Genomic DNA, 22,926 nt, shown 5'->3' on the forward strand with positions numbered 1-22,926 from the left:
AGCCATCAGGAGATAGACCATGACGATTCGCGTCGCAATCAACGGCTACGGCCGTATCGGCCGCAACACGCTGCGCGCGTTCTATGAAAACGGCAAGAAGCACGATCTCGAGATCGTCGCGATCAACGACCTGGGCGATGCGAAGACCAACGCGCACCTGACCCAGTACGACACCGCGCACGGCAAGTTCCCGGGCGAAGTGTCGGTCGACGGCGATTACCTCGTCGTGAACGGCGACAAGATCCGCGTGCTGGCGAACCGCAACCCGGCCGAACTGCCGTGGGGCGAGCTGGGCGTCGACGTCGTGATGGAATGCACGGGCTTCTTCACGACCAAGGAAAAGGCCAGCGCGCACCTGAAGGGCGGCGCGAAGAAGGTGATCATCTCGGCGCCGGGCGGCAAGGACGTCGACGCAACGATCGTCTACGGCGTGAACCACAACGTGCTGAAGGCCGAGCACACGGTCATCTCGAACGCATCGTGCACGACGAACTGCCTCGCACCGCTCGTCAAGCCGCTGAACGACAAGATCGGCCTCGAAACCGGCCTGATGACGACGATCCACGCGTACACGAACGACCAGGTGCTGACGGACGTCTATCACGAAGACCTGCGCCGTGCGCGTTCGGCGACCCACAGCCAGATCCCGACGAAGACGGGCGCTGCGTCGGCCGTCGGCCTCGTGCTGCCGGAACTGAACGGCAAGCTCGACGGCTACGCGATCCGCGTCCCGACGATCAACGTGTCGGTCGTCGACCTGTCGTTCATCGCCAAGCGCGACACGACGGTCGAGGAAGTCAACGCGATCATGAAGGAAGCATCGGAAGGCGCGCTGAAGGGCATCCTCGGCTACAACGACGCACCGCTGGTGTCGATCGACTTCAACCACAACCCGGCTTCGTCGACGTTCGACGCGACGCTGACCAAGGTGTCGGGCCGCCTCGTCAAGGTGTCGAGCTGGTACGACAACGAGTGGGGTTTCTCGAACCGCATGCTGGATACGGCAGTCGCGTTCGCGAACGCGAAGTAATCGCCGCGTTGCGCAGCCGCCGCCAGGCGGCCTGCGCGGCGAACGAGCCCGGCCCGGTTTTCCGGCCGGGCTTTTTTATTGTCCGGGCTCAGGGCCCCGGCGTTGCCGTCACCTGCTCGAGCGCGGCGACGAAGGCGCGCTTCAGCGGGCTGTCGAGGTCGGTCCACGCGAGGCCGATGCCGGTGCGGTGTCCGGCCAGATCGAGCGGCCGCGCGAGCACGTTCGGCGGCAGCGCGCTGGCGGCTTCCGCCGGGATCAGCCCGATGCCCATCCCCGCCGCGACGAGCGCCAGCATCGTCGTGAATTCGCCGAACTCCTGTGCAATCTCGAGCGTCGTGCCCGCGCGGCTCAGCGCGAGCAGCATGTCGTCGTGAAAGCCCGGCGCGTAGCGGCGCGCGAGTACGAACGCCGGCTGGCCGCGCAGCGCCGCCGGCGCGATCGCGTCGTGTGCGGCCAGCGGATGGTCGAGCGGCAGCGCGACGACGAAGCCTTCCTCGAGCACCACGCGCGTGTCGATGCCCGCATAGGCGGCCGGCAGCCGGATCATCCCGAAGTCGATCCGCCGGTCGCGCAGCGCGGCGATCTGGTCGGGCGTCGGCATGTCCTTCAGTTCGAGCGCGATCAGTGGATAGCGCTCGCGCATCGTGCGCAGCACGGCCGGCAGCAGCGCGGACAGCACCGACGACACGAACGCGATCCGCAGCGTGCCGATCTCGCCGCGGCTCGACAGCCGCGCCATCTGCTCCGCGCGCGCGGCCTGCTGCAGCGTGGCGCGGGCTTCGGGCAGGAACACGCGCCCCGTGTCGCTCAGCTCGACCTTGTGCCGGTCGCGCTCGAACAGGCGCGCGCCGAGTTCTTCCTCGAGCGCCTTGATCTGCATGCTCAGCGCGGGCTGCACGATGAACAGGCGCTGCGCGGCGCGCCCGAAATGCAGCTCTTCCGCGAGCGTGACGAAGGCGCGCAATTGCTTGAGTTCCATGGGCGGCGGGTACGGGAGATCGGTAATCAGATTTCATGATAACCGGATCAAAAAAGACCATTGGCACGGCCCCCGGCCGGCGGCCGAAGATACCGTCAACGCGAGACCGGCCGCGACGGGCAGCCGGCTCCCTTGGCACGAGGAGACACGCATGACCCACGCGCTTGACCGGTTCCGCCTCGACGGCCGCCGCGCACTGATTACCGGTTCCGGACGCGGGATCGGGCTGACGCTCGCCCGCGGGCTGGCCGAAGCCGGCGCCGCGATCGTCATCAACGATCGCAATGAGGAGAAGGCCGCGACGCTCGTGCGGCACCTGCGCGAGGAAGGCTTCACGGCCGACTACGCAGTATTCGACGTCGCCGAGCATGCGCAGGTGCGTGCGGCGGTCGACGATTTCGAGGCGCGCGTCGGCGCGATCGACATCCTCGTGAACAACGCGGGCATCCAGCGCCGCGCGCCGCTCGACGCGTTCGAGCCCGACGACTGGCAGGCGCTGATGCGCGTGAACCTCGACGGCGTGTTCAACGTCGCGCAGGCCGTCGCGCGGCACATGATCGCGCGCGGCCGCGGGAAGATCATCAACATCTGCTCGGTGCAGAGCGAGCTTGCGCGGCCGACGATCGCGCCGTATGCGGCGACCAAGGGCGCTGTGCGGATGCTGACGAAAGGCATGTGCGCCGACTGGGCGCGCCACGGCATCCAGGCCAACGGCCTCGCACCCGGCTATTTCGAAACCGAACTCAACCGCGCGCTGGTCGATGACGCGGCGTTCTCGGACTGGCTGTGCAAGCGCACGCCGGCCGGCCGCTGGGGGCGCGTCGACGAGCTGTGCGGCGCGGCGATTTTCCTCGCGTCGGCCGCATCCGATTTCGTGAACGGCCAGACGCTGTTCGTCGACGGCGGCCTGACCGCCGCCGTCTGAGCGGCGGCGTTCGCGCCGTCGCGCCGGCCACGGCCGGCATCCGAATTCCCAGAAGAGCCCGCCGCACGAGCGGGCCGATGTCCCGGCGCGCATCGCGCGACCCGGTTCCGGAACGGAAGCAGGAGACAGGAGACAACGATGGACCGCACTTTCCCGCCGCCCGCGCGGCACGATGCAGGCTCCGGCGCGCCGGGCGAAACCGTCGAGCGCCGCGGCGTCGACCCCAAGCAGCTCAACCGCGCGGCGTGGACCTGCTCGCTGGGCAGCGCGCTTGAATACTACGATTTCGCGTTGTACACGCTCGCATCGGCGCTGGTGTTCGGGCCGCTGTTCTTTCCCGGGCAGACCGCCGAGATGCGGCTGATCGCGAGTTTCGGCACCTACTTCGTCGGCTTCGCGGTGCGCCCGCTCGGTGGTGTTGTGTTCGGCGTGCTCGGCGACCGGATCGGCCGCAAGTTCGTGCTGACGGCGACGGTGCTGCTGATGGGCGTCGCGAGCACGCTGATCGGCGTGCTGCCGACCTTCGAAACGGCAGGCTACTGGGCCCCCGCGCTGCTCGTCCTGCTACGGATCCTGCAGGGCCTCGGCGCCGGCGCCGAGCAGGCCGGCGCCGCGGTGCTGATGACCGAATACGCGCCGCCGGGCAAACGCGGCTTCTATGCGTCGCTGCCGTTCCTGGGCATCCAGCTCGGCACGGTGCTCGCGGCCGCCGTCTATTTCCTGCTGCTCGCGAACCTCGACCGCGTGACGGACGGCTGGGGCTGGCGCGTGCCGTTCCTGTTCAGCGCGGTGATCGTCGCGGTCGGGATCTACATGCGCGTGCGGCTGCACGAGTCGCCGACCTTCGTGCGGCTCGAGAAGCGTGCGCAGGTACTGGCGAATCCGCTGAAGAGCGCCGTGCAGCATTCGAAGCGCTCGTTGCTGATCGGCATCGGCCTGCGGATGGCCGAGAACGGCGGCTCGTCGATCTACCAGGCGCTCGCCGTCAGCTATCTCGCGGGCGTGATCGGGATGAAGGGGCCGATCGGCGCGCTCGCGCTGGTGTGCGCGGCAACCGTCGGCGCGTGCACGGTGCCGCTGGCGGGCCGGCTGAGCGACCGCTTCGGCCGCGTGCGGGTGTATCGCACGTTCGCGTGGCTGCAACTCGCGCTCGCGTTCCCGGTGTGGTGGATCTTCAGCCAGGGGAACGTGGTGGCAAGCGTCGTCGCGATCTCGGTCGCGCAGGGCTTCGCGAACTGGGGGATGCTCGGCGCGCAGGCCGCGCTGCTGCCCGAACTGTTCGGCGCGCGTCACCGCTACATGGGCGTGTCGTTCTCGCGCGAAGTGTCGGCGGTGCTCGCGGGCGGGATCGCGCCGCTCGTCGGCGCGACGATCATCGCGACGGTGATCGCGCTGCATGGGGGTGACCACACGGCCGGCGTGCGCGCGTGGGTGCCGATCGCCGCGTACCTGGTGCTGCTGACGCTGATCACGCTGTTCACGACGGCGCGGATGCCCGAAACGCTGAACCGCGATCTCGACGATCCGCTCGACGCCGCGCAGGCGGCGCCGACACCGGATGCCGACCCGCTCGCCCGGCACGCATGACCGGGCCGGGCGGCCGATGCGGCCCGGCACGCTTTCGCATTCAATTTACCTCGACAGGAGCAAGCGCAGATGGCGCAAGAATCGATCCAGCGGCCCGAACTGCTGATGACGGGCCCTTACCAGCCGTGGGACGACGCCTGGCTGACGGCCGGCTATGACGTCCACCGGCTGTGGGAAGCCGCCGACCGCGCGGCGTTCCTCGCCGAGCACGGCGCCGGCGTGCGCGCGCTCGCGACGCGCGGCGATCTCGGCGCGAATGCGGAACTGATCGCCGCGCTGCCGAAGCTCGAGATCATCGCGTGCTACGGCGTCGGCACCGACGCGATCGATCTCGCCGCGGCGCGCGCACGCGGCATTCGCGTGACGAATACGCCCGACGTGCTGACCGGCGACGTGGCCGATCTCGGCGTCGGGCTCGCGCTCGCGATGATGCGCCGGATCGACGCCGGCGACGCCTACGTGCGTTCCGGCGCGTGGCGCGACGGCGACATGCCGCTCGTCACGCGGCTCTACGGCAAGCGCGTCGGCGTGGTCGGCTTCGGCCGGATCGGCTCGACGCTCGCGCGCCGGCTGTCCGGCTTCGACGTCGAGCTCGGCTACTTCGACGTCGCGCCGCGCGCGGACAGCCCGCACCGTTTCTTCGGCGACCTCGCCGAGCTGGCCGGCTGGTGCGACCTGCTGATCGTCACGCTCGCGGGCGGGCCGACGACACGCCACCTCGTCGACGCCGCCGTGCTCGACGCGCTCGGGCCGAAGGGCTATCTCGTGAACGTGTCGCGCGGCACGACCGTCGACGAACCGGCGCTGCTCGATGCGCTCGAGCGCAACGCGATCGCCGGCGCGGCGCTCGACGTGTTCTGGAACGAACCGCGCATCGACCCGCGTTTCCTCGCGTTGCCGAACGTGCTGCTGCAGCCGCACCATGCGAGCGGGACGATCGAGACGCGCCAGGCGATGGGCTGGCTGGTGCGCGACAACCTCGCCGCGCACTTCGCCGGCGAGCCGCTGCTCACGCCGGTCGCCTGAGGAGGGTGTCATGCGTATGCGTTGCATGTGTGTCGTGATCCACGGGCCGAACGACCTGCGGGTCGAGGGGCAGGACGCGGGCGAGATCGGCCCGGGCCAGGTGCGCGTCGATGTCGCGATGGGCGGCATCTGCGGCTCCGACCTTCATTACTTCCGGCACGGCGGGTTCGGCGCGATCCGGCTGCAGCAGCCGATGGTGCTCGGTCACGAGGTGGCCGGCACGGTCGCGGAAGTGGCGCCGGACGTGACGTCGGTGAGGGTCGGCGATCGCGTCGCGGTCAATCCGAGCCGGCCGTGCGGTGCATGCCGCTACTGCCTCGAAGGGCTGCCGAACCAGTGTCTCGACATGCGCTTCTACGGCAGCGCGATGCGGATGCCGCACGTGCAGGGGGCGTTTCGCAACGCGCTCGTGTGCGACGCGGGGCAGTGCGTGAAGGTGGCCGATCACGTGCCGCTGTCGCTCGCGGCGCTCGCCGAGCCGTTCGCGGTCGGGCTGCATGCGGTGTCGCGCGCGGGCCCGCTGATCGGCAAGCGCGTGCTCGTGTCGGGGTGCGGGCCGATCGGCGTGCTGGCGGTCGCGGCGGCGCGCGTGCATGGTGCGGCGGAGATCGTCGCGACCGACGTGGTCGATGCGCCGCTGGCGGTGGCGGGCGCGCTGGGCGCCGACCGCATGATCAATGCGTCGGCCGATGCCGGGTGGGTCGAGCGCTACGGCGCCGACAAGGGCACGTTCGACGTGATGATCGAGTGTTCCGGCAATGCGCGCGCGCTGCGCGACGGGCTGGAGGTGATGCGGCCGCGCGGCGTCGTCGTGCAGCTCGGGCTCGGCGGCGACGTCAGCCTGCCGCAGAACGTCGTGGTCGCGAAGGAGCTGTCGATCTGCGGTTCGTTCCGCTTCCATGCGGAATTCGCGCTCGCGGTGCAGTTGATCAACGCGGGGCGCGTCGACCTGCGGCCCGCCGTCACGCGCGTGTTCCCGATGCGCGACGCGAACCTCGCGTTCGAGCTGGCCGGCGACCGGCAGCGAGCGATGAAGGTGCTGATCGATTTCGCGGACGAGGCCGCGTGACGGCCCGGCGCCTGCGCGCAGCACCATCGGCAGGCCGGCATCGTTGAAAAAGGCACGCCCGCGATCCGCGCGGCGTGCTTTTTTTTTTGCGTCGTGGCAGCGCAAGCGCTGCCGCACTACTGCGTGACCTGCCGCGCGCCGATGCGCTGCGACGCGAGCCACAGCGCGATCAGTACGCCCGACAGCGCCGCGCCCGCGATGCAGACGCCGCGCCAGCCGTCGCTGCCGTACGCGACGCTCGCCGCGAACGACCCGAACGCGCCGCCGATGAAGTAGCTCGTCAGGTAGAGCGTCGTCACGCGGCTGCGTGCGTTGCCGGCCAGCGCATAGATCACGCTCTGGTTCGAGATGTGCATCCCCTGCACGCCGACGTCGAGCAGCAGGATGCCCGCGATCAGCGCCGCGAGCGAGTGCGCGCCGGCCGCGATCAGCGCGAACGATCCAAGCACGGCGGCCGCGAACAGCCCGGTCGCCGCATTGCCGTGCCCGCGATCGACGAGCCGGCCGGCCGACGTCGCCGCGAGCGCGCCCACCGCGCCGACGATCCCGAACAGGCCGATCTGTCCTTCGGAATAACCATACGGCGGCTGGCTCAGCAGGAACGTGAGGCCGGTCCACAGCAGGCTGAAGCACGCGAACACGAGCGCGCCGTAGGCGGAGCGCAGCGCGATCAGCGGTTGCGCGCGCACCAGCGCGACGAGCGACTTCATCAGCGCCGCGTAGTCGACGCGCGTGGTACGGCGATCCTTCGGCAGCTTCGCGGCGAGCACGGCTGTCAGCGCGAGCACCAGCGCCGCGGCGATGCCGTACACCGCGCGCCAGCCGAACCCGTCGGCGATCGCGCCGGCCGCGACGCGCGCGAGCAGGATGCCGAGCAGCAGCCCGCTCATCACGGTGCCGACCGCGCGGCCGCGCGAGCGCGCATCGGCGAGCGACGCCGCGAACGGCACGAGCAGCTGGGTCGAACACGTGACGAAGCCGACCGCGACGTTCGCGACGACGAACATCGTGAAGTTCGTGCTGACCGTGACCGCGACCAGGGCGACGACGTTGAGCATCAGGAGCCGCACGATCAGCGTGTGGCGGTTGACCGCGTCGCCGAGCGGGACGATCAGCAGCAGGCTCGCCGCATAGCCGAGCTGCGTCAGCGTGACGAGATAGCCGAGCTCGGTCGGCGCGCGCCCGAAACTTCGCGCGATGGCCGCGAGCAGCGGCTGCGCGTAATAGATGTTGCCGATGACGATGCCGCACGCGCAGGCGAACAGCAGCGTCATGCCACGAGTGAGGGGAGGGTGGTTGTCGTGATGCGGTTCCATGGTCGCGAGAAAGGCGGCGACAGGCGTGGGGCACGGGAGCGGATGTGGGTATGATGCGGGAATCGACCCATAGCGTCCAAGACTGGATCCTTATGGCCTGCATTGGCAATCCCAATACATTGGCCGCGATGCTACTCCGCCACATCCGCTATTTCCTGGCCGTCGCCGAGCAGCGCAGCTTCACGCGCGCGGCCGACGCGCTTCACGTGTCGCAGCCGACGCTGTCGCAGCAGGTCCGCCAGCTCGAGGCGACGCTCGGCGTGCCGCTGTTCGACCGGTCGGGCCGCACGGTGCGCCTCACCGAATTCGGCGAAGTCTATGCGCGCCACGCGCGCGCCGCGCTGCAGGAACTCGACACGGGGCAGCGTGCGCTGCACGACGTGGCCGATCTCGGCGGCGGCTCGTTGCGGCTCGCGATGATGCCGACCTTCGCGGCTTACCTGAGCGGCTCGCTGATCGACGCGTTCCATGCCGACTATCCGAACGTCGCGCTGACGATCGACGCGATGCCGCAGGAGCGCATCGAGGCGCTGCTCGCCGACGATCGTCTCGACGCGGGCTTCGGGTTCGTACCGCCGCGTGCGCCGGACATCGACGCGCTGCCACTGTGGGACGAGCCGCTTGCGCTCGTGACGGGCCGCACGCACCGTCTCGCGCGGCGCCGCCGTGCGCTGACGCCGGCGGAACTCGGCGGTGAGCCGCTGGTGCTGCTGAGCCGCGCGTTCGCGACACGCGAGCGCATCGACCGGTATTTCATCGAGCATGGCGCGCAGCCGAAGATCGCGATCGAGACGAACACGATCAGCGCCGTGCTCGAGCTCGTGCGGCGCGGCCGGCTCGCGACGGTGCTGCCTCACGCGGTTGCGCGCGAGAGCAGCGACCTGTGCGCGCTGGAGATCGATCCGCCGCTGCCCACGCGCACGGCCGCGCTGCTCACGCGCAAGGGCGCGTACCGCAGCGTCGCGGCGCGCGCGTTCATCGAGCGCGCGCTCGCGTATCGCGAACCGTCGGGCGGGTGACCGGCGCGACCACGCGGCGGCGCGGCCGCGTTACGCGCGCGGCGTCGGGAAGAAGATGCCGGCGCGCTGCGCGGCGTTCGCGATGTGCGTCTCGATCGCGCTGCCCGCGGCGGATGCGTCGCGCGCGATCAGCGCATCGACGATCGCGCGGTGCTCGTGCCAGGTCGACAGCAGCAGCTCGCGCCGGTAGAACGGCATCCGCTGGCTTTCCTTCATGATGTCGGCGCTGCTGCGCAGGATCGATTCGATCGCCGCGTTGCCGGCGAGGTGGATGATCCGCATGTGGAAGTCGAAGTCGAGCTGCGACGCTTCGTCGAGCGCGCTGTCGGACAGCGCGGCGTGCAGGTCGGTCAGGTTGGTCTCGAACCACGCGATGTCGTCGTCGCTGACGACGTGCGCGGCCATCCGCGCGGCGAATCCCTCGAGCGCATAGCGCATCTGGTAGGTATCGGGCGGCGACGACTGCTCGGCGAACTGCCACGCGTGCGCGGTCGCGGCCTGCGCGCTTTCGACGTACACGCCCTTGCCCGCGCGGATGCGCAGCATCCCGAGCGCCTCGAGCGTCGACAGCGCCTCGCGCAGCGACGCGCGGCTGATCTCCAGCTCCTCGGAGAGCTGGCGCTGGGCCGGCAGCAGGCTGCCGACCGGATACACGCCTGTCTCGATCCGGTCGCGGATCGTCGCGATGGCGGCGTCGGTCACGGTATGTGGAACATTTTTCATGATGCGAACGATGGCCGGTCTGACCGGCATTGTAATCCGCACTTGCGCGGTGCATGAGCGCCCTACGGGAAAGCCACGACCCGGCCCGTTCCGGGGCGGGAACGACGCGTGCGAAGGGGCGGGAAATCCCTATTTTGTCCGTCCTTGACGTCACTATATCGGCTTCCTACTATCCACCATAACATCACTGGTCTTACCAGTATGAACAGACGAAACTGCAACCGTTGGATCGGGAGAGCGCCGTGTCGAAATTCCTCAATTCGCTGTTTGGCCGGGTAGTCGTCGCATTGATCCTGGGGGTCGCGCTCGGCGCGTTCTTCCCGCATTTCGCCGAATCGCTACGGCCACTCGGCGACGGCTTCCTGAAGCTGATCAAGATGGTGATCGGCCCGATCGTGTTCTGCGTCGTGGTCAGCGGGATGGCCAACGCGGGCGATCTGAAGAAGGTCGGCCGGGTCGGCCTGAAGGCGGTCGTCTACTTCGAGGTGATGACGACGCTCGCGCTCGGCATCGGCCTCGTGCTCGCCTGGCTCACGCGCCCGGGCGTCGGGATGAACATCGACCTGCGCTCGCTCGACGCGGCGTCGCTCGCGTCGTACGCGAAGAACGCCGAGAGCCTGAAGGACACGGCCGGCTACCTGATGAAGATCATCCCCGAGACCGCGATCGACGCGTTCGCGAAGGGCGACATCCTGCAGATCCTCGTGTTCGCGGTGCTGTTCGGCTCCGCGCTGTCGCTGCTCGGCGACAAGGCGCAGCGCGTCAACTCGCTGATCGAGGAACTGTCGCACGTGTTCTTCCGGATCATCGGCTTCATCATCAAGCTCGCGCCGCTCGGCGTGCTCGGCGCGATCGCGTTCACGACCGGCAAGTACGGCGTCGCGTCGCTCAAGCAGCTCGGCTACCTCGTCGCGGTGTTCTACCTGAGCTGCTTCGTGTTCGTCACGGTCGTGCTCGGAACGGTGATGCGGCTCGCGGGCTTCTCGGTGTTCAAGCTGATCCGCTACCTGCGCGAGGAACTGTCGATCGTGCTCGGCACGGCGTCGTCGGACGCGGTGCTGCCGCAGGTGATGCGCAAGCTCGAATACATGGGCGTCAAGGATTCGACGGTCGGCCTCGTGATCCCGACCGGCTATTCGTTCAACCTCGACGGCTTCTCGATCTACCTGACGCTCGCCGTGCTGTTCATCGCGCAGGCCACCAATACGCCGCTGTCGACGCACGACCTGATCGTCGTGCTGCTCGTGTCGCTCGTCACGTCGAAGGGCGCGCACGGCATCCCCGGGTCGGCGATCGTGATCCTCGCGGCGACGCTGTCGGCGATCCCCGCGATCCCTGTGCTGGGCCTCGTGCTGATCCTGCCGGTCGACTGGTTCGTCGGCATCGCCCGCGCGCTGACCAACCTGATCGGCAACTGCGTCGCGACGGTCGTGGTCGCGGTGTGGGAGAACGACATCGACCGCGCCCGCGCGACGCGCGTGCTGAATCGCGAGCTGCGCTACGTGCCCGCCGAAGAGGAAGGCCGCGCGGCGCCGGTCGCCGGCGACCAGGCTCACGCGCTCTGAGCGCGACCCCGCGCGGGGCGGCGGCGCTCGCGGCCGCCCCGCGCATCCGGCATTCATGTGGCCGGCGCCTCGACGCGCCGGCCCTTCATCGAACCTCAGGAGACGACATGGCAGCCCCCATTCTCGATCCGGACGCGCCGGCGTTCGCACGGCGTTACATGAACCTTGCCGACCCGCGCCTCGGTGCGCAGGCGCTGTTCGCCAGCGACGAATTCTTCGCGCCGAAGGAACGCATGCTCAATCCCGAGCCGGCGGTGTTCATTCCCGGCAAGTATGACGACCACGGCAAGTGGATGGACGGCTGGGAAACGCGCCGCAAGCGCACGACCGGCCACGACTTCTGCGTGGTGCGGCTCGCGCGGCCGGGCGTGATTCACGGCGTCGCCCTCGACACGAGCCACTTCACCGGCAACTTCCCGCCGGCCGCGTCGATCGATGCGTGTATCGCCGAAGGCGACACGCCCCCCGACAACGCCGAATGGCGCACGATCGTTCCGGCGACGACGCTGCAGGGCAATGCGCATCACTACGTGAGCGTCGCCGATGCGCAGCCGTACACGCACCTGCGCGTGAACCTGTATCCGGACGGCGGGCTCGCGCGGTTGCGCGTGTACGGCCAGCCGCAGCGCGACTGGCGCGACCAGCCGGCCGGCGAGCTGGTCGACCTCGCGGCGATCGAGAACGGCGGCCACCTGGTGGCCGCGAACAACCAGCACTTCGGCTCGGCCTCGCAGATGCTGATGCCGGGGCGCGGCGCGAACATGGGCGACGGCTGGGAAACGCGGCGGCGCCGCGAGCCCGGCAACGACTGGGCGATCGTCGCGCTTGCGCGGCCGGGCGTCATCCGGCGCGTCGAGGTCGACACGGCGTTCTTCAAGGGCAATTTCCCCGACCGCTGCTCGCTGCAGGCCGCGCGGGTCGCGGGCGGCACCGACGATTCGCTCGTCACGCAGGCGATGTTCTGGGCCGAACTGCTCGGCGAGCAGAAGCTGTCGATGGATCACGTCCACACGTTCGACCAGCTCGCCGCGCTCGGCCCCGTCACGCACGTGCGCTTCAACATCTTCCCGGACGGCGGCGTGTCGCGCCTGCGTCTGTGGGGCGAGCCGGCGTGAAGGAGGGCAACGGCATGAGCGGATCTCCCATCCTGCGCGTCGAGCGCCTGACCCGCGAAGCGTTCGCGCCGTTCGGCGACGTGATCGCACTCGAAGGCGCGCGGCATTTCCCGATCAACGGCGGCTCGACCGAACGCTTTCACGATCTCGCGACGATCGACGTGTGCGCGGACGGCGGCCGGCCGCTCGTCAGCATGTTCCGCGCGCAGCCGCGCGCGCTGCCGGTCGCGGTCACGCTGATGGAGCGCCATCCGCACGGCAGCCAGGCGTTCATCCCGCTCGCGGCGGTGTCGCGTTACGCGATCGTCGTCGCGCCGGCCGGCGAGTTCCGGCCCGACGCGATGCGCGCGTTCCTGGCCGAAGGGTGGCAGGGCGTGAATTATGCGAAGGGTGTCTGGCACCACCCGCTGCTCGCGCTCGACGCGGTCAGCGATTTCGTGGTCGTCGATCGCGGCGGGCCGCAGCCGAACTGCGACGAGATTCCGCTCGACCATGCGTGGGGGCTCGCATTCGAGCCGGCTTGCGCGGGTATCGAAGGGGTTTCGTAAGCATTGCCGGCGATCCCGCGCGGCAGGCGGGAGCCGGAAAAGTACACGGCCCGGGCGGCGAGATGCCGGCCGGGCCGTGTCGCATGCGCGGGTCGCGCCGGTTCAGTGCTTGCGGTGCGGGCAGTTCTCGGTCGTGCAGGAGCCGTACATCGCGAGCGAGTGCTCCTGGAGCCGGAAGCCGCGCTCCTTCGCGATCGCCTGCTGGCGGCTTTCGATCTCGGGATCGAAGAATTCCTCGACGCGGCCGCAATCGAGGCACACGAGGTGGTCGTGGTGCGAGCCCTCGTTCAGCTCGAACACGGCCTTGCCGGATTCGAAGTTGCTGCGCGAGAGCAGGCCGGCCTGCTCGAACTGCGTGAGCACGCGGTAGACGGTCGCGAGCCCGATGTCGAGCTGCTCGTTGAGCAGGTTCCGGTAGACGTCTTCGGCCGTCAGGTGGCGCACGGGGCTCTGCTGGAAGATCTCGAGAATCTTCAGGCGCGGTAGGGTGGCCTTTAGCCCGATATTCTTGAGATCCGTCGGATTGGTCATGGCTAGGCATCCCTAGAGTACAATGCAGGGCTTCAATGTTACCGGCTTTTCGCCGTTCCAGAAACACGCGCGGCCTGCCACGGGCCTGCACGGTGAGGGAAATGATTCCAGAATCTCTTTCGCACTTTCAGAGGAGCCGCATGCGGAGTGTCATCATCGCTGCCGCCGCCGTTGCCGCGCTGGCTGGTTGTTCGTCGTACGACAGCGTGACGCAGCGCATCGCGCAGAGCATCACCCCTTACCGGATTACCGTCGTGCAAGGCAACTTCGTGTCGCAGGAGAAGGCCGCGCAGCTGCAGGTCGGCATGTCGCGCGAGCAGGTGCGCACGCTGCTCGGCACGCCGCTGCTGGCGGACATGTTCCATGCCGACCGCTGGGATTACCTGTTCTACTTCAAGCGCGGCTCGACCGCCGTCGTCCAGCAGCGCGACCTCGTCGTGACGTTCGTGGGCGATCGCGTCGCGGGCTGGACGGGGGCGGACAACCTGCCTTCGGAACTCGACCTGCTGGCCGACATCGACGGCGACCGCGGCGGCAAGAAGGCGAAGGCGGCCGCGGCGGCGAAGAAGGCCGCCGAGGCTGCTGCCGCCGCGAGCGCCGCGCAAGCGGCGAGCGCGCCGGCGCCGGAGGCCGTCGCCGGCCCGTCCGACGCGGCCGCTGCGGCCGGCCAGGACGCGAACGAGCAGGCGGCGCGCGCGGCCAACCGCGCGACCAACCAGGTGTCCGGGCAGACCGCGGCCGCGCGCCGGTTCACGCCGTCGACGCAGGCTTCCAGCGGCGCGCCGGTGCCGGGCGGCCAGCCGCCGGGCGCCGTGCCGGCGATCCAGCCGCAGTTCCAGTTCCACCGTCCGCCGCAGCCGAACACGTCGAGCGACGCGGCGCAGCCGGTCGGCCCGCAAGGCTCGGACACGCTGCAGAACCAGCCGATCACCGCGCCGGCCCAGTCGCAGTAAGCGGGAACCGGGCGGCATGCGCCGCCCGCCTTTAGACCTGTCGTGTAGAAAGCCATGAAGATTGCGATTGCCGGCGCATCGGGCCGAATGGGCCGGATGCTGATCGAAGCCGTTCTCAACGATGCCGACGCGCAGCTCGTCGGCGCGCTCGACCGTGCCGATTCGCCGTTCCTCGGCCAGGACGCCGGCGCGTTCCTCGGCAAGGAAACCGGGGTCAAGCTGACCGCCGACCTCGACGCCGTGTTCGCGCAGGCCGATTACCTGATCGATTTCACGCGTCCGGAAGGCACGATGGCGCACATCGAGGCCGCGCTGCGCCACGACGTGCGGCTCGTGATCGGCACGACCGGCTTCACCGCCGAGCAGAAGGCCGGGCTGCAGGCCGCCGCGGCCAGGATCGGCATCGTATTCGCGGCGAACATGAGCGTCGGCGTGAACGTCACGCTGAAGCTGCTCGAATTCGCGGCCAAGCATTTCTCGCACGGCTACGACATCGAGATCATCGAGGCGCATCACCGCCACAAGGTCGATGCGCCGTCGGGCACCGCGCTGATGATGGGTGAGGCCGTCGCCGGCGCGCTCGGGCGCACGCTCGACGATTGCGCGGTGTACGGCCGCCACGGCGTGACGGGCGAGCGCGATCCGTCGTCGATCGGCTTTGCCGCGGTGCGCGGCGGCGACATCGTCGGCGATCACACCGTGCTGTTCGCCGGGATCGGCGAGCGCATCGAGATCACGCACAAGTCGTCGAGCCGCGTGTCGTACGCGCAGGGCGCGCTGCGTGCGGTCCGCTTCCTGTCGGCGCGCGGCGCCGGCCTGTTCGACATGCAGGACGTGCTCGGCCTGCGCTGAGCCCACGGGGAAACTCCGATGGCGATTCCCACCGGCGTTGTCCACTACCTCGAAAGCGGCGATGCGATCACGCACGCCGTCGCCTATGTGCTGCTGGCGATGTCCATCGCCAGCTGGTGCTTCCTGTTCATGAAAGCCTGGCTGCTGGTCCGCGCGAAGCGGCAGGGGCCGCGCGCGCTCGCCGCGTTCTGGCGCGCGCCGTCCCTCGACGCGGGCATTGCCGCGCTGGCCGGCGCCGATCGCGAGCGCGTGTTCGTGCCGCTCGCCGAAGCCGCGCGCGATGCGGCCGACGATCATGACCCGGCCGCGCTGGCCGCCCGCGTCGAGCGCGGCGAACGCGTGCTGCGGGCGCTGCGGCATGCGATGCTGCGTTCGCAGAGGCGGCTCGAATTCGGCCAGGTGCTGCTCGCGTCGATCGGCAGCACCGCGCCGTTCGTCGGGCTGCTCGGCACCGTGTGGGGCATCTACCACGCGCTCGGCAGCATCGCCGCGAGCGGGCAGGCGCAGATCGAGAACGTCGCGGGGCCGGTCGGCGAGGCGCTGATCATGACCGCGTTCGGGCTCGTCGTCGCGATTCCCGCGGTGCTGGCCTACAACATCCTCGGCCGGCTCGTGCGGCAGCTCGCCGAGGAGCTCGACGGCTTCGCGCGCGACCTGCACGTGTTCGTGTGCGCGCAGGGCGCCTGACGCGCCCGTCCGGGAGGAACGACCATGGCATTCGGCGGGCTCGAGCACCACAAGACGTCCGCGCCGATGGCGGAGATCAACATGACTCCGCTGATCGACGTGATGCTCGTGCTGCTCGTCATCTTCATCATCACCGCGCCGCTGATGACGCATGCGATCCGGCTCGACCTGCCGAAGGTCGCGGCCGGCGTCGCGCGCGATACGCCGCAATCCGTCACGTTGTCGATCGACGACGCGGGCAAGCTGTACTGGGACGACGCGCCGGTGGCGCTCGACGCGCTGCCCGCGCGCTTCCGGGCCGCCGCCGCGGGCGGCGCGCCGCCCGAGCTGCGGCTGCGCGCGTCGCGCGCGACGCGCTACGACGTGATCGCGCAGGTGATGGGCGCCGCGCAGGCGGCGGGCCTCACGCGGATCGGCTTCGTGACCGACGTGCCGCCGCAGGCGGGCGGTTCCGCCGCACCGGCCGCCGTGCCGGCGAATCGCTGAGCGGCTCCGGCAGGTCCGTACCTGCCGCGGGATCGGGCCGCACGCCGCAAGACCGGCCGAATGGGGCGGCGCGGGCGGTATAATCAACGTTTTTCCCGGTTGGCAGGCGGTTTCCAGGCAACCCGGAATTTTCCGGGCGACCCGCGCATGCTTCGGGTCACCCGGGAAGTACCCGGCAACCGGCAGCCGCTCCGGCCGCAGCGAACCTGCAGGCCTGCCGGGCAAGCACGACTTTCGATCCACTCCTGCGCGCGCCGTCGCGCCGCTTAAAGCCTAGTCCGAACCACACCATGCACGAGAGATACGTACCCGCCGACGTCGAAGCCGCCGCCCAGGGCGACTGGCGCGCAGCCGATGCCTACAAGACGAAGGAAGATTCGCAGAAGCCGAAGTTCTACTGCGTGTCGATGCTGCCGTACCCGTCCGGCAAGCTGCATATGGGTCACGTGCGGAACTACACGATCAACGACGTGATGTACCGCTATCTGCGGATGAACGGCTACAACACGCTGATGCCGATGGGCTGGGACGCGTTCGGGATGCCGGCCGAAAACGCCGCGATGGCGAACGGCGTGCCGCCCGCGAAGTGGACCTACGACAACATCGACTACATGAAGGGCCAGATGCAGTCGATGGGCCTCGCGATCGACTGGTCGCGTGAAATCGCGACGTGCAAGCCCGACTACTACAAGTGGAACCAGTGGCTGTTCCTGAAGATGCTCGAGAAGGGCATCGCGTACAAGAAGACGGGCACCGTGAACTGGGACCCGGTCGACCAGACCGTGCTCGCGAACGAGCAGGTGATCGACGGCCGCGGCTGGCGCTCGGGCGCGCTCGTCGAGAAGCGCGAGATCCCGATGTATTACCTGCGCATCACGCAGTACGCGGATGAGCTGCTGAACGATCTCGACGGCCTCGGCTGGCCCGAGCGCGTGAAGATCATGCAGCAGAACTGGATCGGCAAGAGCTTCGGCGTGAACTTCGGCTTCCCGTACGAACTCGACGGCGAGAAGAAGCTGCTGCGCGTGTTCACCACGCGCGCCGACACGATCATGGGCGTCACGTTCTGCGCGATCGCGGCCGAGCATCCGCTCGCCACGCGCCTCGCGCAGGACAAGCCCGAGCTGATCGCGTTCATCGACGAATGCAAGCGCGGCGGCGTCGCCGAGGCCGACGTCGCGACGATGGAGAAGAAGGGCGTCGCGACGGGCTTTTCGGTCAAGCACCCGCTGACCGGCGAGCCGGTCGAGGTGTGGATCGGCAACTACGTGCTGATGAGCTATGGCGAAGGCGCGGTGATGGGCGTGCCGGGCCACGACGAGCGCGATTTCGCGTTCGCGAAGAAATACGACCTGCCGATCAAGCAGGTGATCTCGGCCGAAGGCCAGCAGTATTCGCTCGACGCATGGCAGGAGTGGTACGGCGACAAGGAAACCGCGGTCTGCGTGAACAGCGGCAAGTACGACGGCCTGCGCTACTCGGAAGCCGTCGACGCGGTCGCGGCCGACCTGAATGCCGGCGGCTTCGGCGACAAGCAGGTCACGTGGCGCCTGCGCGACTGGGGCGTGTCGCGCCAGCGCTACTGGGGCACGCCGATCCCGATCATCCACTGCCCGTCGTGCGGCGACGTGCCGGTGCCGGAGCAGGACCTGCCGGTCGTGCTGCCGGAAGACCTCGTGCCGGACGGCTCGGGCAACCCGCTCGCGAAGTCGGAAGCGTTCCTGAACTGCGCGTGCCCGAAGTGCGGCGCGGCCGCGAAGCGCGAAACCGACACGATGGACACCTTCGTCGATTCGTCGTGGTACTTCTCGCGCTACACGGCGCCGGACGCCGAGACCATGGTCGACGCGCGCACCGACTACTGGATGCCGATGGATCAGTACATCGGCGGCATCGAGCACGCGATCCTGCACCTGCTGTATTCGCGCTTCTGGACCAAGGTGATGCGCGACCTCGGCCTCGTGAAGTTCGGCGAACCGGCGAAGAACCTGCTCACGCAGGGGATGGTGCTGAACGAAACGTTCTACCGTGAAGACGCGTCCGGCAAGAAGACCTGGTACAACCCGGCCGACGTGACCGTCACGTTCGACGACAAGGGCCGCCCGGTTGGCGCGACGCTGAACACCGACGGCCAGCCGGTCGTGCTCGGCGGCATCGAGAAGATGTCGAAGTCGAAGAACAACGGCGTCGATCCGCAGGTGCTGATCGACCAGTACGGTGCGGACACCGCGCGCCTGTTCACGATGTTCGCCGCGCCGCCCGAGCAGCAGCTCGAGTGGTCGGGTGCGGGCGTCGAGGGCGCGAGCCGCTTCCTGCGCCGCGTGTGGAGCTTCGGTGCGACGAACCGCGAAGCGCTCGCCGCGCGCGCGGGCTTCGATGCGGCCGCGCTCGGCGAAACCGACAAGACGCTGCGCCGCGAGATCTACAGTGTGCTGAAGCAGGCCGATTTCGATTACCAGCGCCTGCAGTACAACACGGTCGTGTCGGCCGCGATGAAGATGCTGAACGCGATCGACGGCGCGAAGGGCGCGACGCCCGGCGTGCTGCGCGAGACGTACGGCGTGCTGCTGCGCGTGCTTTACCCGGTCGTGCCGCACGTCACGTTCGAGCTGTGGAAGGCGCTCGGCTATGCGGACGAGTTCGGCCCGCTGCTCGACGCGCCGTGGCCGAAGGTCGACGAGGCCGCGCTCGAGCAGGCCGAGATCGAACTCGTGCTGCAGGTGAACGGCAAGGTGCGCGGCGCGCTGAAGGTGGCGAAGGACGCCAGCCGCGAGGCGATCGAAGCCGCGGCGGTGGCCGACGAAGCGTTCGCGAAGTTCAGCGACGGCAAGCCGGCGAAGAAGATCGTCGTCGTGCCGGGCCGTCTCGTGAACATCGTCGTCTGACGGCCGCCGGCCTTCCGACGTACCCAGAAGGAGCGAAGGTGATCCGCAGATCGTTTTTGATGCTCGTCGGCAGCGCGGTTGCGCTGTCGGCATGCGGCTTCCAGTTGCGTGGCCAGCAGAATTACGCGTTCAAGCACTTGCTGGTGGTCGGCGCGCCGGCCCCCGTCGAGGCGCGGCTCGTGCGCCTCGTCGAGGCCGGCAGCGACACGAAGATCGTCAAGTCGGCGGACGGCGCCGATGCCGTGCTGCGCATGTGGGAGGCGCGCAACCAGAACACGCTGACGCTCAACAAGTTCGGCTCGGCGCAGGAATATGCACTGTTCTATACGCTGAACTACACGTTGACGAGCAAGGACGGCACCGTGCTGATCCCGACGAGCGTGATCGCGCTGAATCGCGCGATGACGTACAGCGACCAGTACACGAACGCGAAGGCGCAGGAAGCCGACATCCTGTACGGCGACATGCAGAACGACGCGGTCGACCAGCTGATGCGGCGTCTCGCGATCGTCCACTCGCTGACGCCGGCGCCGGAAGACGTGGTGCCGGGCGTCTGGCCGCGCGCGCCGCTGCCGCCGCCGCCGCTCTGATCGGGCGCACGCATCGATGCAACTGCGACTTGATGCGCTGGAGCCGCACCTCGCGAAGGGGGTGGCGGGGCTCTATACCGTCTACGGCGACGAGCCGCTGCTCGCGCAGGAGGCGTGCGACCGCATTCGCGCGGCCGCACGCGCGGCCGGCTTCACCGAACGTTCGGTGCATACGGTCGAGCGCGGCTTCGACTGGAGCGTGCTGCTCGGCGCGACCCAGGCGATGTCGCTGTTCGGCGAGCGCCAGCTGATCGAGCTGCGCATTCCGTCGGGCAAGCCCGGCAAGGAAGGCGCCGATGCGCTGAAGACGCTCGCGGCCACGCCCAACCCCGACGCGCTGATGCTCGTCACGTTGCCGCGCCTCGACGCGGCGACGCAGAAATCCGCGTGGTTCACCGCGCTGCAGAACGGCGGCGTCGCGCTGAAGATCGATCCGGTCGACCGCGCGCAGTTGCCGAACTGGATCGGCCAGCGTCTCGCGCTGCAGGGCCAGCGGGCCGCGCCTGGCGAGGACGGGCGCCGCGCGCTGCAGTTCATCGCCGAGCGTGTCGAAGGCAACCTGCTCGCCGCGCATCAGGAAATCCAGAAGCTCGGGCTGCTGTATCCGCAGGGCGCGCTGTCGTTCGAGCTGGTGCACGACGCGGTGCTGAACGTCGCGCGCTACGACGTGTTCAAGCTGAACGAGGCGATGCTCGCCGGCGATGCTGCGCGGCTCGCGCGGATGATCGACGGGCTGAAGGGCGAGGGCGAGGCGATCGTGCTCGTGATGTGGGCCGTTGTCGAGGAATTGCGCACGCTGCTGCGGATCAAGCGCGGCACGACGGCCGGCAAGCCGCTGGCGACGCTGCTGCGCGAGAACCGCGTATGGGGGCCGCGCGAGCGGCTGATCGGCCCCGCGCTGAACCGCGTGTCGGAAGGCGGGCTCGAGAAGGCGCTCGCGTTCGCCGCGAAGCTCGACCGGCAGGTCAAGGGGCTCACGGCCGTCATGCCGGGGCGCCGCACGCAGGACGAGCCGCCGCCCGATCCGTGGGACGGCCTGTTTCAGCTCGCGATGACGGTGGCCGGTGCCCGCGGCGAACGACCGCCGACCGCGGGTCGCGTGCGGCGTTAAGTCCCGTTCGGGCCTTCAGCGCACGCTGCGCAACCCGCTTACAATGCTTCGATAGTCGGCGCGGCCATCCTGCCGCCTTACCCGCCGAATGGCCGCCCCGCGCTTCCCCACGAATTCATGCCGCTCCGCGCGGCTCGCTTCTCGAGTCACACGATGGATATCGATCAGTACATGACCGACCTGGGCCGTCGCGCCCGGCACGCATCCCGCGCGATGGCGCGCGCCAGCACGGCCGCGAAGAACGCGGCGCTCGACGCCGTGGCCCGCGCGATCGAACGCGACGCGCAGGTGCTGAAGGACGCGAATGCGCGCGACGTCGCCCGCGCCCGTGAAAAGGGGCTCGATGCGGCGTTCGTCGACCGCCTGACGCTGTCGGACAAGGCACTGACGACGATGGTCGAAGGCTTGCGCCAGGTCGCGTCGCTGGCCGATCCGGTGGGCGAAATCGGCAACCTCAAGTTCCGCCCGAGCGGGATCCAGGTCGGCCAGATGCGCGTGCCGCTCGGCGTGATCGGCATCATTTACGAATCGCGCCCGAACGTGACGATCGACGCGGCCGCGCTGTGCCTGAAGTCGGGCAACGCGACGATCCTGCGCGGCGGCTCCGAAGCGCTCGAATCGAACACGGCGCTCGCGAAGCTGATCGGCGAGGGGCTCGAGGCGGCCGGCCTGCCGCAGGACGCGGTGCAGGTCGTCGCAACCGCCGATCGTGCGGCGGTCGGCAAGCTGATCACGATGACCGAATACGTCGACGTGATCGTGCCGCGCGGCGGCAAGAGCCTGATCGAGCGCCTGATCAACGAGGCGCGCGTGCCGATGATCAAGCATCTCGACGGCATCTGTCACGTGTACGTCGACGATCGCGCCGATCTCGGCAAGGCGCTGACCGTCTGCGACAACGCGAAGACGCACCGCTACGGCACCTGCAACACGATGGAGACGCTGCTCGTCGCGAGCGGGATCGCGGCGACGCTGCTGCCGCCGCTCGGCAAGCTGTATCGCGACAAGCAGGTCGAGCTGCGCGTCGATGCGGCCGCGCGCACGGTGCTCGCCGATGCAGGGGTAGGCCCGCTCGTCGATGCCACCGACGAAGACTGGCGTACCGAGTATCTCGCGCCGGTACTCGCGATCAAGGTCGTCGACGGCCTCGACGCCGCGATCGAGCACATCAACCACTACGGCTCGCATCACACCGACGCGATCGTCACCGAGGATCACGACCGCGCGATGCGTTTCCTGCGCGAAGTCGATTCGGCGAGCGTGATGGTCAACGCGTCGACGCGCTTCGCGGACGGCTTTGAATTCGGCCTCGGCGCGGAAATCGGCATCTCGAACGACAAGCTGCACGCACGCGGCCCCGTCGGCCTCGAAGGGCTGACGTCGCTGAAATACGTCGTGCTCGGGCACGGCGAAGGCCGTCAGTAAGCGAGGCGCACAACCGATGGCAATGCTCTGGGTCAAGACCTTCCATATCGTACTGATCGCCGCGTGGTTCGCCGGGCTGTTTTACCTGCCGCGCATCTACGTGAACCTGGCGATGGAAACCGATCCGGCCGCCGTGCGGCGCCTGCTGCTGATGGCGCGCAAGCTGTTCCGCTTCATGACGATGATCGCCGTGCCGGCGCTGGCCTGCGGGTTGTGGCTCTGGCTCGCGATCGGCATCGGGCAGGGGCAGGGCTGGATCCATGCGAAGGTGACGGTCGTGCTGCTGCTCATCGTCTACCACGCGTACTGCGGGCACCTGCTGAAAGTGTTCGAGCGCGGCGAGAACAAGCGCTCGGACAAGTGGTATCGCGTGTTCAACGAGTTGCCGGTGCTCGGCATGCTCGCGGCGGTCGCGCTGGTCGTGATCAAGCCGTTCTGAGCGGCGCGGCGGGCAGGGTGCCTGCCGCCGGTTCATGCGCAACGGCGCCCCTCGGGGCGCCGTTG

Annotated in this window: 22 protein-coding genes; 18 read left to right on the top strand and 4 right to left on the bottom strand. The window is 69.0% G+C overall.

Translation table 11 applies throughout. The annotated features are described in order from the left end of the window. Nucleotides 1–19: 19 nt before the first annotated feature. On the top strand, nt 20–1,030 hold the full coding sequence (gap, locus tag GQ57_RS13195; protein WP_014898111.1) for a type I glyceraldehyde-3-phosphate dehydrogenase: 1,011 nt from the start codon (nt 20–22) through the stop codon (nt 1,028–1,030). 88 nt (nt 1,031–1,118) lie between these two features. On the opposite strand, the gene GQ57_RS13200 is transcribed toward gap, so the two are convergent. Continuing rightward, nucleotides 1,119–2,009 (bottom strand): LysR substrate-binding domain-containing protein, encoded by an 891-nt coding sequence (locus tag GQ57_RS13200; RefSeq protein ID WP_031398883.1) that lies wholly within the window; start codon nt 2,007–2,009, stop codon nt 1,119–1,121. Nucleotides 2,010–2,160: 151 nt separating this feature from the next. Here GQ57_RS13200 and GQ57_RS13205 point away from each other — a divergent pair, with 151 nt between their 5' ends. The 4 genes from GQ57_RS13205 (at nt 2,161) to GQ57_RS13220 (ending at nt 6,616) form a co-directional block, all read left to right on the top strand. After that, nucleotides 2,161–2,934 (top strand): SDR family NAD(P)-dependent oxidoreductase, encoded by a 774-nt coding sequence (locus GQ57_RS13205; RefSeq protein ID WP_031398882.1) that lies wholly within the window; start codon nt 2,161–2,163, stop codon nt 2,932–2,934. 138 nt (nt 2,935–3,072) lie between these two features. Continuing rightward, nucleotides 3,073–4,521, top strand: coding sequence for an MFS transporter (locus GQ57_RS13210; protein ID WP_031398881.1), 1,449 nt, complete (start codon nt 3,073–3,075; stop codon nt 4,519–4,521). A 69-nt stretch (nt 4,522–4,590) separates the two neighbouring features. Next, a complete protein-coding gene (locus GQ57_RS13215; RefSeq protein WP_031398880.1) occupies nt 4,591–5,547 on the top strand; it encodes a 2-hydroxyacid dehydrogenase in 957 nt (318 codons plus the stop codon). Between the two features lie 10 nt (nt 5,548–5,557). After that, nucleotides 5,558–6,616, top strand: coding sequence for an L-idonate 5-dehydrogenase (locus GQ57_RS13220; protein ID WP_031398879.1), 1,059 nt, complete (start codon nt 5,558–5,560; stop codon nt 6,614–6,616). A gap of 116 nt (nt 6,617–6,732) precedes the next feature. On the opposite strand, the gene GQ57_RS13225 is transcribed toward GQ57_RS13220, so the two are convergent. After that, on the bottom strand, nt 6,733–7,932 hold the full coding sequence (locus GQ57_RS13225; RefSeq protein ID WP_034198064.1) for an MFS transporter: 1,200 nt from the start codon (nt 7,930–7,932) through the stop codon (nt 6,733–6,735). Nucleotides 7,933–8,060: 128 nt separating this feature from the next. Here GQ57_RS13225 and cynR point away from each other — a divergent pair, with 128 nt between their 5' ends. Beyond that, nucleotides 8,061–8,951 (top strand): transcriptional regulator CynR, encoded by an 891-nt coding sequence (cynR, locus tag GQ57_RS13230; RefSeq protein ID WP_031398877.1) that lies wholly within the window; start codon nt 8,061–8,063, stop codon nt 8,949–8,951. 30 nt (nt 8,952–8,981) lie between these two features. Here the strand turns inward: cynR and GQ57_RS13235 are convergent, their stop codons facing one another. Continuing rightward, nucleotides 8,982–9,704, bottom strand: a complete 723-nt coding sequence (locus tag GQ57_RS13235; protein WP_081896649.1) for a FadR/GntR family transcriptional regulator — start codon at nt 9,702–9,704, stop codon at nt 8,982–8,984. Nucleotides 9,705–9,916: 212 nt separating this feature from the next. Between GQ57_RS13235 and GQ57_RS13240 the strand changes: the two genes are divergently transcribed. From GQ57_RS13240 to GQ57_RS13250, 3 genes are all read left to right on the top strand, one after another. Continuing rightward, nucleotides 9,917–11,239: a C4-dicarboxylate transporter DctA gene (locus GQ57_RS13240; RefSeq protein ID WP_031398875.1), complete on the top strand. Its 1,323-nt coding sequence runs from the start codon at nt 9,917–9,919 to the stop codon at nt 11,237–11,239. 107 nt (nt 11,240–11,346) lie between these two features. Next, nucleotides 11,347–12,354 carry an allantoicase gene (gene alc / locus GQ57_RS13245; protein WP_034198066.1) on the top strand — a complete coding sequence of 336 codons (1,008 nt, stop codon included), beginning with the start codon at nt 11,347–11,349 and terminating at the stop codon, nt 12,352–12,354. A 14-nt stretch (nt 12,355–12,368) separates the two neighbouring features. After that, on the top strand, nt 12,369–12,902 hold the full coding sequence (locus GQ57_RS13250) for an ureidoglycolate lyase (RefSeq protein WP_034198079.1): 534 nt from the start codon (nt 12,369–12,371) through the stop codon (nt 12,900–12,902). A gap of 102 nt (nt 12,903–13,004) precedes the next feature. On the opposite strand, the gene fur is transcribed toward GQ57_RS13250, so the two are convergent. Further along, nucleotides 13,005–13,433 carry a ferric iron uptake transcriptional regulator gene (fur, locus tag GQ57_RS13255; RefSeq protein WP_031398872.1) on the bottom strand — a complete coding sequence of 143 codons (429 nt, stop codon included), beginning with the start codon at nt 13,431–13,433 and terminating at the stop codon, nt 13,005–13,007. Nucleotides 13,434–13,573: 140 nt separating this feature from the next. Between fur and GQ57_RS13260 the strand changes: the two genes are divergently transcribed. The 9 genes from GQ57_RS13260 to GQ57_RS13300 all read left to right on the top strand — a co-directional run bounded on the left by GQ57_RS13260 (nt 13,574) and on the right by GQ57_RS13300 (nt 22,861). Further along, nucleotides 13,574–14,386: an outer membrane protein assembly factor BamE gene (locus tag GQ57_RS13260; protein ID WP_031398871.1), complete on the top strand. Its 813-nt coding sequence runs from the start codon at nt 13,574–13,576 to the stop codon at nt 14,384–14,386. 54 nt (nt 14,387–14,440) lie between these two features. Next, nucleotides 14,441–15,238 (top strand): 4-hydroxy-tetrahydrodipicolinate reductase, encoded by a 798-nt coding sequence (gene dapB / locus GQ57_RS13265; protein ID WP_031398870.1) that lies wholly within the window; start codon nt 14,441–14,443, stop codon nt 15,236–15,238. A gap of 18 nt (nt 15,239–15,256) precedes the next feature. Then, nucleotides 15,257–15,925, top strand: coding sequence for a MotA/TolQ/ExbB proton channel family protein (locus GQ57_RS13270; RefSeq protein WP_031398869.1), 669 nt, complete (start codon nt 15,257–15,259; stop codon nt 15,923–15,925). Between the two features lie 24 nt (nt 15,926–15,949). Continuing rightward, nucleotides 15,950–16,411: an ExbD/TolR family protein gene (locus GQ57_RS13275; protein WP_031398868.1), complete on the top strand. Its 462-nt coding sequence runs from the start codon at nt 15,950–15,952 to the stop codon at nt 16,409–16,411. Between the two features lie 290 nt (nt 16,412–16,701). Beyond that, nucleotides 16,702–19,296: a leucine--tRNA ligase gene (gene leuS, locus GQ57_RS13280; protein WP_034198067.1), complete on the top strand. Its 2,595-nt coding sequence runs from the start codon at nt 16,702–16,704 to the stop codon at nt 19,294–19,296. A 38-nt stretch (nt 19,297–19,334) separates the two neighbouring features. Continuing rightward, entirely contained in the window at nt 19,335–19,886 is a 552-nt protein-coding gene (locus tag GQ57_RS13285; protein ID WP_034198068.1) for an LPS-assembly lipoprotein LptE, read from the top strand. 16 nt (nt 19,887–19,902) lie between these two features. Further along, nucleotides 19,903–20,997: a DNA polymerase III subunit delta gene (gene holA, locus GQ57_RS13290; protein WP_031398865.1), complete on the top strand. Its 1,095-nt coding sequence runs from the start codon at nt 19,903–19,905 to the stop codon at nt 20,995–20,997. Between the two features lie 153 nt (nt 20,998–21,150). Further along, nucleotides 21,151–22,422: a glutamate-5-semialdehyde dehydrogenase gene (locus GQ57_RS13295; protein WP_031398864.1), complete on the top strand. Its 1,272-nt coding sequence runs from the start codon at nt 21,151–21,153 to the stop codon at nt 22,420–22,422. A gap of 16 nt (nt 22,423–22,438) precedes the next feature. Beyond that, the gene (locus tag GQ57_RS13300; RefSeq protein ID WP_031398863.1) at nt 22,439–22,861 is read left to right on the top strand and encodes a CopD family protein; all 423 of its coding nucleotides are present in this window, start codon (nt 22,439–22,441) and stop codon (nt 22,859–22,861) included. Nucleotides 22,862–22,926: the final 65 nt, after the last annotated feature.

The sequence above is a fragment of the Burkholderia sp. MSh2 genome, assembly GCF_000731655.1.
Classification (GTDB): domain Bacteria; phylum Pseudomonadota; class Gammaproteobacteria; order Burkholderiales; family Burkholderiaceae; genus Burkholderia; species Burkholderia paludis.